Below are 10,023 nucleotides of genomic sequence, written 5' to 3' on the forward strand. Positions count from 1 at the left end.
ACCTCAAGAATGAGCCTCATGGTAAGTTCTCACAGGCTGAAGCAGTATCTGCTAAGTGGGATGATTCAACAGACGAGAATAACTGGAGATATGCTGCAAGCCGTTGCGGTAAGGCAATCCTTGATGTTAATCCAAATCTCCTTATCATGGTAGAGGGTGTTGAATGCTATCCAAAGTTTGAAGAGGGCGCTGACTGGAGCACTCCTTCCGTTGACTATGCAAACTACGATAAGCCCAGCAAGGTATGGGGCGCATGGTGGGGAGCAAATCTCCGCGGCGTAAAGGATCATCCCGTAGATATCGGTCAGTACAACAAACAGATAGTTTACTCTCCTCATGATTACGGTCCGGGAGTATGGGAGCAGAAATGGTTCTATCTTGATGATCCCAGCAAGACCTTTACTCGTCAGACACTTCTTGACGATTACTGGTACGGTACATGGGCATATCTCGTTGAAGAGAATATGTATCCTCTCCTTATCGGCGAGTGGGGCGGCTTCGTTGATGCTGAGCATGACACCACAGGCGAGAATGTTCACTGGCTAACAGAGCTCCGTGATTATATGATAGACAAGCATATCCACCACACATTCTGGTGCTTCAATGAGAATTCATCGGATACAGGCGGACTTGTTTATGACAACTTCCAGAAATGGGATGACGTTAAGTACGAATTCGTAAAGCCTGCCCTCTGGCAGACAAATGACGGCAAGTTCATAAGCCTCGATCATCAGATACCGCTTGGTACAGCTGGAAACGGTATAACACTTTCCGATTATTATTCAGGTAGTTCAACACCTACCACAAGACCTACAACAACTACTTCAACAGGCACGACCACCTCTGTAACAACAACATCGGAGACTACTACAACTACCACAAGCTCCTCAGAGACTACTACAACTACTTCAACTACTACATCGTCAGATACAACGACAACCACAACATCAACTACTACCCTGACACATCCTCATTATAATTTTGAGAGTGTGATATCCTATCCTACAAAGACGGTATATACCGAAGGCGAAAAGCTTGACGTGGACGGATTTGTATTTGCTGTAACTTCGTCTTCCGGTGAGGCAACGACCTATGATTATAAAAAAGCAAACGGAGAGGTTTATTGCCAAGTTACAAACAAGGACGGAAATGAAGAGCAAAGCAGTATGTTCAATACACTTCCCGCAGGCGAATATACCGTAAAGATCATTTCTGCCGGACTGCATACACAGAATAATGTTTGCTATGGCATAGAGTGTTCGTATACAGTTACTATCGAACCTGAAAATACAAACAGTTCCGGTACGAATAATGATATTCTGTGGGGCGACGCGAACTGCGACGGCGGCATAGATATGGCAGACGCTGTTCTTATCATGCAGAGCCTCGCAAATCCCAACAAGTACGGTGCTGATGGCACTGACTCAAAGCATATCACAAGCAAGGGCCAGGAGCAGGCTGACGTTGATACATCCACAAAGGGCATCACTTCAAACGACGCCCTCCAGATACAGCTCTTCCTGCTGGGCAAGTTAAAGTCCCTTGATCCCAACGACTGAGAGCAGAATTGAATAATTACTGTGGCACGGTACGGTGAAAGCTGTACCGTGCTTTTTGTTATGTGGAAAAGATAATTAACTTGTAATTTAAATGTGCTTGACAATCATGAGAGGCTAAATTATAATATTATTGTAAATATTTTACGAGAAGGGTTATGTATGGAAAGATATTATTTTATAGAATTCAAAAAGTGGATAAAAGTATTGAAGGAAGACGAAACTCTCCAACCCAAAACGCCTAAAAAAACTACCTTGATCAGAAAAAGTCTCTTAGTTGCTTTTGTTATTATACTAATTTCTGCTTTTTTGATATCAGAATTATGGAAAGACAAACGCGGAATATTTATAGAAGCGGTGGCAGTGATTGTATTGCTGATTTTGTTAATAACAATGATTAAATATGAACAGCATTTGGTATGCAAAGATAATTATTCGTATTTAAACCATGATACATATGTAATATATTGTAAAAATATATTTGAAAACTTTAAAAACAACTTTAAAGTTGAAAAAACAGAGCATTTTGAGATGATACTCAAATCGGCAGAAGAAACTCGAGAAAAAATATACTCTTCAAGCGTAGCTCCGATTAAGGCTTTTGAAAGGTCGTAGAATTAGTATCTATTCCGTTGATAAGCGTTATTCTTACAAAAATTTTGGATATTTCATTTGAATTAAGGAAAGGTATATCAGTTCCGAGTAAATTAGCGGATAATATACAGACACAGGTGAATAGTTTTGAAATACTATTAATGAAACTATTTTGGTTTTTTGTTATAATAATAATAAGTGGCGTTATAGCATTTGTTTCTTCAAAGAGAGTAAGTAAGGACATAAAGCAATACGATAAATTTATTTATTATCTGAAAGGAGTAATAGAATATAACGAATTTTATAATAAAAAGAATGATCCCAATGAGCTGGGCGGCTAAGAAATAGCTGCCTTGCTTTTTTATGCGAAAAAAATCTTTACAAAGAACGGACTTTCTGATATAATTATACTGAGTTAATATGTATTGAAAAGAGGTATAGCTTTGGCTAACGATAAGATAAGAAACTTTTGTATCATAGCGCATATAGATCACGGCAAATCCACACTTGCCGACCGTATCCTCGAAAAGACCGAAACTGTTGCTATCCGCGACATGGAGGATCAGCTCCTTGACAACATGGACATCGAGCGTGAAAGGGGAATCACTATAAAAGCACGTGCGGTTCGTCTAAAGTATACCGCTCAGGACGGCGATGACTATATCTTCAACCTTATAGACACTCCTGGTCACGTTGACTTCAATTATGAGGTATCGCGCTCACTTGCTGCCTGCGAGGGAGCTATACTCGTTGTTGACGCTTCTCAGGGAATAGAAGCTCAGACACTTGCCAACACCTATCTTGCCATTGAGCATGACCTTGAAGTTGTGCCCGTTGTTAACAAGATAGACCTTCCCTCAGCTGATCCGGAAAGAGTCTGCAATGAAGTGGAGAACGTAATAGGTATACCTGCTATGGACGCTCCACGTATATCGGCAAAAATGGGTACCAATATCGAGGCTGTTCTCGAAAAGATAGTAACAGATATACCTGCACCTCAAGGAGACCCGGAAAAGCCTCTTAAAGCACTTATCTTCGACAGCTATTACGACTCATACAAGGGCGTTATCATATATGTCCGCGTGAAGGAGGGACGTGTGAAGGTGGGGGACAATATCCGCCTCATGGCTACTGGAGCAGTTTTCAACGTAGTAGAGGCAGGCTTCATGGACGCTTCAAACCTTGTGAACAATGGCAGCCTTGAAGCAGGAGAGGTAGGTTATATAGCGGCTTCTATCAAGAGTATCGGCGATACTCAGGTGGGAGATACCGTCACCAACAACGATAACCCTTGCGACGAGCCCCTTCCCGGCTACCGCAAGGTAAATCCCATGGTATTCTCTGGTATATATCCTGCTGACGGAGCAAAGTACGGCGACCTTAGGGAAGCCCTTGAAAAGCTCCAGCTCAACGACGCTTCGCTATCATTTGAGCCCGAGACCTCTATAGCTCTTGGCTTCGGCTTCCGCTGCGGCTTCCTGGGACTTCTCCATATGGAGATAATTCAGGAGAGACTGGAGAGAGAGTATAATCTTGACCTTATAACTACTGCGCCGTCGGTAATATACAAGGTCACTCTGACAAACGGCGAGGTACAGTATATTGACAATCCCACCAACTATCCTGACCCTGCGCTGATACAGACCGCAGAGGAGCCTATGGTAAAGGCAAGCATACTCTCACCGTCGGACTATGTGGGAAATATTATGGAACTGTGTCAGGACAGACGCGGCAATTTCAAGGACATGAAGTACCTTGACGATACTCGTGTGGAGCTTCATTACGAACTGCCGCTGAACGAGATAGTATACGACTTCTTCGACGTGCTGAAATCCCGTACAAAGGGATATGCTTCCTTTGATTATGAGATGATGGGCTATGTTCCAAGCAAGCTGGTGAAGCTTGATATACTCCTTAACGGCGAAGTGGTAGATGCTCTCAGCTTTATAATACACACAGACAAGGCTTATGCAAGAGCACGTAAAATAGCTGAAAAGCTAAAGGAAAACATTCCGCGTCAGCTCTTTGAGGTGCCGATACAGGCTGCGATAGGCGGCAAGATAATCGCTCGTGAGACTGTAAAGGCAATGCGCAAGGACGTACTTGCGAAGTGCTACGGCGGTGATATAACCCGAAAGAAGAAGCTGCTGGAAAAGCAGAAGGAAGGAAAGAAGCGTATGCGCCAGCTCGGTACGGTAGAGGTGCCGCAGGAGGCGTTCATGAGCGTTCTAAAGCTTGACAGCTGATAATAACGGAGGCTTGTATGGTAAACTATATCATTCTAGGACTGCTTGCGGTTATATGTGCCATAAGCTTGATTATCGTGATAACTGAATGCTTTGTGCCGAAAAACTCCGGTGTCGGACGTATGCTCCGCTCAGTTAGGATAAGGCTACGGGAGAAGTCTAGGACAAGCTTCTGCGTGACTGCTTTAGTTTTGCTGATATTTGGGCTTATCGTCCATGATAACTTCCCGAAGCTCTTATTTGCTATCGTTATACTGTTGCTTACGCTTATAATACTGCACCCTGAGGACTTTTTATGTGTTTTCAGGCATCGCAGAAGGGCTTCAAAAAAGAAGCGTCTCGGACTTACTCCGATGAATACAAAAACGGCTCCTGTAGCAAGACTTGCAAGGGAGCTGGAGACTGCTGATGTAGAGCCCGTGAAAGGAAATGAATAATATGAGCATATACACCTGTCCCCACTGCGGAGAAAAGACGTTTACACCCATTACAAAGGCAATGGCAGGAACTATGAAGTCAAAGGGCAAAGCATGTTCAAAGTGTGGTAAACTCTGCGTGAACGGCAAGGGAGCAACTATCTTCAATGCACTGTACTGCCTTGCTGCATTTGTGTTCATAGTCATTGTTTATTGCAACGGACTGAGAACGGAATGGATGTTTACCCATGAGATGCCTATTTGCATTGGTATTATCATTTCGATGTTTATTGTTCCAAGGCTGGTAAGTGCATTTTGCTTTAAAATGATGCAGTCCATACGGCTTGACGCATACAAATGAGAGATCTCGGTATTTATATCCATGTGCCATTCTGTGGTAAGAAGTGCAGCTACTGCGATTTTTATTCAGTTGACTATACAAGGCAGACGGCTGAGGACTATGTTTCAGCTGTGCTGCGTAATATCCGGTATTATTCGGACAAGCAGCGGACAGTTAGCACAGTGTACTTCGGTGGAGGTACTCCATCTCTCCTTGCTCCGGAGCAGCTCGGTAGTATCCTTGGTGATATAGGAAACTGTTTTGCTCTAGATACGCAGGCTGAGATAACCCTGGAGGCTAATCCCTGTACCCTGAATGAGGAGAAGCTGCATGAGCTCCGGAAAACTGGGATAAACCGTCTGTCAATTGGAGTTCAGTCCATGATTGACAGTGAGCTGAAAATACTGGGAAGGGTTCACAGTGCGGAAAGAGCGGAAGGGGCGGTGCTTGACGCTGCAAAAGCTGGATTTGACAATATCTCTTGCGATCTTATGATAGCTCTGCCGAATCAGGGAACTGAAAGTCTGCGATATTCCATAGAACGGCTAACGGCTTTGCCAGTGCAGCATATTTCGGCGTACATTCTCAAGACTGAGGAGGGTACGCCTTTTGACTGCGACGATATAAAGCTAAGACTCCCAGATGAGGACAGTACTGCAGGGCTTTACTGTGAAATGGTGAGGAGTCTTGAAGAGCGAGGCTTCATGCAGTATGAGGTGTCGAACTTCGCTGTAAAAGGCTTTGAGAGTCGTCATAATTGCCGTTACTGGAAGTGCGAGGATTATCTTGGTATAGGTCCTGCAGCTCATTCTTGCTATAACGGGAAAAGATTTGCGGTGGAGCGCGATATCACAGGATTTATACGTGATGATGTGCAGAGTGTTACGGTAACTGACGAAAGTCCATGCGGCTATGAGGAGTTCGCAATGCTGAGGCTAAGACTGAAAGAGGGACTGTGTTTCAACGATGTTCCGGAGCACAGGGCGGAAATCGATGAGAAACTGCCACCGCTTATACATGAGGGCTATGTCAGGACTGATGGAGAAAGGGTATGGCTCACGTCAAAGGGTTTCCTTATGTCGAATTCCGTTATTGAGTATCTTGTTTTTTAGTTCTTGCAAGCTGTGGTGCCGTTCAATTGGTTCCTTTTATTACGAAAGGCTCGGGCTGATATAGACATCAGTCCCTGCATTTTCCATTCTCAATTCTCCACTTTAGATTTACGAGAACTTCTCGCTATAATGGAGGACGGAACGGAAACTTTTTCAACGATAGCCATTGAATAAAAAATATACCCAAAGTGGATTTTTATGTTGGTAACGCAAAGCCCCGAAGCAGATTGTTTCATTCAATCGCTTCAGGGCGTTTTTTATTCACCTGTTGACAGTGATTTTACTATCCTATCAAATACCGGGAAGTCTTTGTCGTATGTCTCCTGCATTTCCTCCTTACTGTCATTTACAAGCTTTATAGGCTTCCTAATGGCAAGAAACATATCATCTGTAATACATTTCTCAGGAACGCCTATCTTTTGAGCAAAATTCGTGCCCTTAAGATAGTAGAACCAGTCTTTTACATGGGGATCGTCAGGGTATATACTGCTCAGATCCGTCAGGGTCTGATCTGGCACAAGCAGCTCCTCGGTGGTTTGCTTGTTGCCTATGATTATAACAGCCTCCGCGCTGTTCAGGTATGTGGTAAGCTTAACCGATGCTCCGCTGGTATAATTATCGTATTCATTGCTAGAGTAGGGGATATAGTATACCGAAGCAAGTACCTTTCCGTTGCCGTTGAAATCTTCAGTGAATTCCGTGAAAAAGTCGTCAAGAAAGGCGGAGCTGCCCACGTCGTTATTTTGGCAGAGCATAAGCACTGTCATATCAGGACGGGGAGTGCTGATTATATCAGCTATAAGGAATATCGCCAGCACTGTGAAAAATGTGCCGAGTCCAAGCCACCATTTGTTATGATATAAGAAATTGCCTATCTTTTTGCCTAAGGTAAGCTTTATCTCTTCTTCCTTCTCCTCGTGTATAGCAGATTCTTCCTCGCTTATAAGTCCTTGCTTAAGGCGCATGAGCTCTATCCTCTCGTCGTGTATCTTCTTTCGTAGGCTTCACGCTTTTCCTTTTCATGCTGTGCGTACTGACGTTCTATCTCCTGTTGCTTGCGTTCGTTTTCCTCTTCGCGCAGCTTATTCAGCTCCTTTGCGGTCAGAAAGACGCTTTTTTCAATGTCAATCTTTTCATCGTTATCGTTTTGGGAAATGTTGTTTTTTTCGTTATCCTTCATAAGTGTATCCTTTATAATATAATGGGCGGCATTTTAGCCGCCCCCTGATGATTATTCCTTTGTTTCTTCTGTACCTGACTGACGTCCGCCAATAGTTGGCAGAGGCTTCATTGTCGGGAAGAGGAGAACGTCCCTTATTGATGCGCTGTTCGTGAGAAGCATTACAAGACGGTCTATTCCATAGCCGATACCGCCTGTAGGAGGCATACCGATTTCCAGTGCAGTGAGGAAGTCCTCATCTGTGCGGTTTGCTTCTTCATCACCCTGACTGAGGGCTTCTTCCTGAGCCTTGAAACGCTCGCGCTGGTCTATAGGATCGTTCAGCTCGGAGTAAGCGTTGCACATCTCTCTGCCTGTGATGAACAGCTCGAAACGCTCAACATAGTCGGGAGCGTCAGGCTTCTTCTTGGTGAGAGGTGATATCTCTATGGGGTGATCCATGATGAAGGTTGGCTGTATGAGGTGCTCCTCAACGAAAGCCTCAAAGAAGAGGTTGAGGATATCGCCGCGCTTATGGCGGTCTTCATATTCTACACCCTTTTCGTCAGCTATCCTGCGGGCTTCTTCAAGAGTCTTTATCTCACTGAAATCAACACCGGAGTACTTCTTTACTGCGTCTATCATAGTGAGGCGCTCAAAGGGCTTGCCAAGGTCAATCATGTATTCACCGTATGGAACGCAGGTAGTTCCGCAGACTTGCTGAGCTACGTGACGGAACATATTCTCTGTAAGGTCCATCATTCCGTAGTAGTCGGTGTAAGCCTGATAGAGCTCCATGAGTGTGAACTCGGGGTTATGACGGGTGTCGACACCCTCGTTTCGGAAAACTCTGCCTATCTCATATACTCTTTCAAGTCCGCCGACAATAAGTCTCTTTAAGTAGAGCTCGAGGCTTATACGGAGCTTTACGTCCTCGTCGAGGGCGTTATAGTGAGTTTCAAATGGTCTTGCAGCTGCGCCTCCTGCGTTGGAAACGAGCATAGGAGTCTCGACCTCCATAAAGCCCTGATCGTCGAGGTAACGTCTTATAGCTGCGATTATCTTTGAGCGCTTTACGAATGTGTCCTTGACATCAGGATTGATAATGAGGTCAAGGTAGCGTTGACGGTATCTTGTGTCTGTATCCTTCAAGCCGTGCCATTTTTCGGGGAGGGGGAGGAGAGACTTTGAAAGGAGCTGTATACTTTTTGCGTGTACTGATATCTCGCCCTTCTTAGTTCTGAAAACATAGCCCTCAACGCCGATGATATCGCCGATATCCCACTTCTTTTTGAACTCCTTGAAGAGGTCTGCGCCTACATCGTTGGAGCGTACATATACCTGTATGCGATCAGAAGCGTCGCGGACGTCGATGAAGTTTGCCTTGCCCATATCTCTCCAGCTCATTATACGACCTGCGATACGGACGATATTTTCATTCAGCTTTTCCAGCTCTGCCGCCTTCTTCTCCTCGTCGTCGCCTACAGCGGCAAGTATCTCAGCTTCCTTAGCCTCGTACTCCTTCTTGTAGTCGGCAGCGTGACCTGTTACGTCAAACTTGGTGATGACGAAAGGGTCGTGATCCAGCTCACGGAGACCGGCAAGTTTTTCAAGGCGGTCCTTCTTTAGTATATTTATATCCTGTACAGGATCTTCTTCAGCCTGTGCAGCGGAGTTTAACTGGTTTTCGCTCATTTTAAGTGTCCTTTCGATTTTACTTTGAGATATCTATTACCTCGAATTTCAGCTCGCCTGCGGGAGCTTCAACGATAAAGGTATCGCCTACTCTCTTCTTCATTGCAGCCTTGCCGATAGGAGATTCATCGGAGATAAGACCTTCTCTTACGTTGGCGTGGTTGGTTCCCACGATAGTAAATGTCTCTGTCTTGCCTGTATCAAGGCGCTTGATAGTGATCTTTGAGCTCATACCAATCTCATCAACGGAAATGCTCTCGTCGTCAACTATCTCGGCATTGTCGATAGTGTACTGAAGTTCCTGTATGTGAGCCTCAAGGATAGCCTGTTCGTTTTTAGCTTCGTCGTACTCGGCGTTCTCGGAGAGGTCTCCGTAGGAACGTGCGACCTTAAGTCTTTCAGCGACTTCCTTACGTTTATTGATCTTGAGGTCGTCGAGCTCTGCAACGAGCTTGTCGTAGCTTTCTCTGGACATCTTCTTAGTAGCCATATCAATGCACTCCTTAATATTTGATAATAAATAGCATTACACACTATTATACTATATAACGCTGAAAAAGTCAACCCCTGCGGACTATCGTTGCTAGTCTGCCATTTTAGAGTGTTGTTGGACTGGTTTAATTTGGCATTCGGAATTATTGTGTCCGTATAAGTTGAAGATATGAAAATATCAATACAACTTCGCAGGGGTGAATATTTTCGCCCGAGCCATACAAATCATAAATGACATACTGTAGTGATGCTTTCTCAGTGCCAGTGATATAACGATAAAACAAAGTAGGCAATGAAGGTATCTCTCCATAGCATTATAAATTCTCTGTTAGCTGCCATAATACGTATCCTATTTTTCTTGCTTTTTTCACCATGTAATATATTTTCATGTTTTTAATTGTTCGAGATAGGAA

10 protein-coding genes are annotated in these 10,023 nt (G+C 44.3%); 6 read left to right on the plus strand and 4 right to left on the minus strand.

Features of this window, described 5'->3' with window-relative positions; translation table 11 throughout:
• The 6 genes from J6U00_RS08590 to hemW form a co-directional block, all read left to right on the plus strand.
• Positions 1 to 1,559: cellulase family glycosylhydrolase (locus J6U00_RS08590; protein WP_296581018.1), on the plus strand; the 1,559-nt coding region annotated here is incomplete at its 5' end.
• 159 nt (positions 1,560 to 1,718) lie between these two features.
• On the plus strand, positions 1,719 to 2,171 hold the full coding sequence (locus tag J6U00_RS08595) for a hypothetical protein (RefSeq protein ID WP_296581019.1): 453 nt from the start codon (positions 1,719 to 1,721) through the stop codon (positions 2,169 to 2,171).
• Positions 2,172 to 2,593: 422 nt separating this feature from the next.
• A complete protein-coding gene (lepA, locus tag J6U00_RS08600; protein WP_296581021.1) occupies positions 2,594 to 4,396 on the plus strand; it encodes a translation elongation factor 4 in 1,803 nt (600 codons plus the stop codon).
• 17 nt (positions 4,397 to 4,413) lie between these two features.
• Positions 4,414 to 4,833 (plus strand): hypothetical protein, encoded by a 420-nt coding sequence (locus tag J6U00_RS08605; RefSeq protein ID WP_296581023.1) that lies wholly within the window; start codon positions 4,414 to 4,416, stop codon positions 4,831 to 4,833.
• A gap of 1 nt (position 4,834) precedes the next feature.
• The gene (locus J6U00_RS08610; protein WP_296581025.1) at positions 4,835 to 5,173 is read left to right on the plus strand and encodes a hypothetical protein; all 339 of its coding nucleotides are present in this window, start codon (positions 4,835 to 4,837) and stop codon (positions 5,171 to 5,173) included.
• On the plus strand, positions 5,170 to 6,264 hold the full coding sequence (hemW, locus tag J6U00_RS08615) for a radical SAM family heme chaperone HemW (RefSeq protein ID WP_296581027.1): 1,095 nt from the start codon (positions 5,170 to 5,172) through the stop codon (positions 6,262 to 6,264). Before J6U00_RS08610 ends, hemW begins: the two co-directional genes overlap by 4 nt.
• A gap of 257 nt (positions 6,265 to 6,521) precedes the next feature.
• Here hemW and J6U00_RS08620 read toward each other — a convergent pair whose 3' ends face one another.
• The 4 genes from J6U00_RS08620 to greA are packed head-to-tail and all read right to left on the minus strand — an operon-like array spanning position 6,522 to position 9,608.
• Positions 6,522 to 7,229, minus strand: a complete 708-nt coding sequence (locus tag J6U00_RS08620) for a hypothetical protein (RefSeq protein ID WP_296581029.1) — start codon at positions 7,227 to 7,229, stop codon at positions 6,522 to 6,524.
• A 5-nt stretch (positions 7,230 to 7,234) separates the two neighbouring features.
• Positions 7,235 to 7,444, minus strand: coding sequence for a hypothetical protein (locus J6U00_RS08625; protein WP_296581031.1), 210 nt, complete (start codon positions 7,442 to 7,444; stop codon positions 7,235 to 7,237).
• Positions 7,445 to 7,495: 51 nt separating this feature from the next.
• Positions 7,496 to 9,118, minus strand: coding sequence for a lysine--tRNA ligase (lysS, locus tag J6U00_RS08630; RefSeq protein ID WP_296581032.1), 1,623 nt, complete (start codon positions 9,116 to 9,118; stop codon positions 7,496 to 7,498).
• 19 nt (positions 9,119 to 9,137) lie between these two features.
• A complete protein-coding gene (greA, locus tag J6U00_RS08635; RefSeq protein ID WP_296581033.1) occupies positions 9,138 to 9,608 on the minus strand; it encodes a transcription elongation factor GreA in 471 nt (156 codons plus the stop codon).
• Positions 9,609 to 10,023 lie beyond the last annotated feature (415 nt).

The sequence above is a fragment of the Ruminococcus sp. genome (assembly GCF_017650195.1).
Lineage (GTDB): Bacteria > Bacillota > Clostridia > Oscillospirales > Ruminococcaceae > Ruminococcus.

Coding starts and splice junctions, on each gene's coding strand:
- J6U00_RS08595 (WP_296581019.1), top strand. CDS start 1,719: ATGGAAAGATATTATTTTATAGAATTCAAAAAGTGGATAAAAGTATTG.
- J6U00_RS08605 (WP_296581023.1), top strand. CDS start 4,414: ATGGTAAACTATATCATTCTAGGACTGCTTGCGGTTATATGTGCCATA.
- J6U00_RS08610 (WP_296581025.1), top strand. CDS start 4,835: ATGAGCATATACACCTGTCCCCACTGCGGAGAAAAGACGTTTACACCC.
- hemW (WP_296581027.1), top strand. CDS start 5,170: ATGAGAGATCTCGGTATTTATATCCATGTGCCATTCTGTGGTAAGAAG.
- J6U00_RS08620 (WP_296581029.1), bottom strand. CDS start 7,229: ATGCGCCTTAAGCAAGGACTTATAAGCGAGGAAGAATCTGCTATACAC.
- J6U00_RS08625 (WP_296581031.1), bottom strand. CDS start 7,444: ATGAAGGATAACGAAAAAAACAACATTTCCCAAAACGATAACGATGAA.
- lysS (WP_296581032.1), bottom strand. CDS start 9,118: ATGAGCGAAAACCAGTTAAACTCCGCTGCACAGGCTGAAGAAGATCCT.
- greA (WP_296581033.1), bottom strand. CDS start 9,608: ATGGCTACTAAGAAGATGTCCAGAGAAAGCTACGACAAGCTCGTTGCA.